Annotated in this window: 1 protein-coding gene; it reads left to right on the top strand. The window is 74.8% G+C overall.

The genetic code is table 11. The features are described 5' to 3' along the window. Positions 1 to 238: thiamine pyrophosphate-dependent enzyme (locus tag ACQG3P_RS23240; protein WP_426806359.1), on the top strand; the 238-nt coding region annotated here is incomplete at both ends.

Here is a 238-nt window from a genome sequence, read left to right as displayed (position 1 = left end):
TGAGCGCGGTGAGGGCCGCCACGCTGCAGGCGCGCGAGCGCGCGCTGGCCGCCGCCGGCGGCACCGTGCTGGAACTGATGACCTACCGCCTGTCCGCCCACACCACCGCCGCTGACGCGCGCCGCTCCCGCGACGATGCCGAGGGCAAGGCTGCCTGGCAGCGCGAGCCGATGCTGCGCCAGCGCAAGGACCTGATCGGTGCCGGCGTGTGGAGCGAGGAAGAGGACCAGGCCTGGAC

Source organism: Stenotrophomonas sp. SrG (genome assembly GCF_050031795.1).
GTDB lineage: Bacteria > Pseudomonadota > Gammaproteobacteria > Xanthomonadales > Xanthomonadaceae > Stenotrophomonas > Stenotrophomonas rhizophila_A.
Note: the sequence above shows the minus strand (reverse complement) of the source record. Positions and strands in the feature narration are given on the sequence as shown.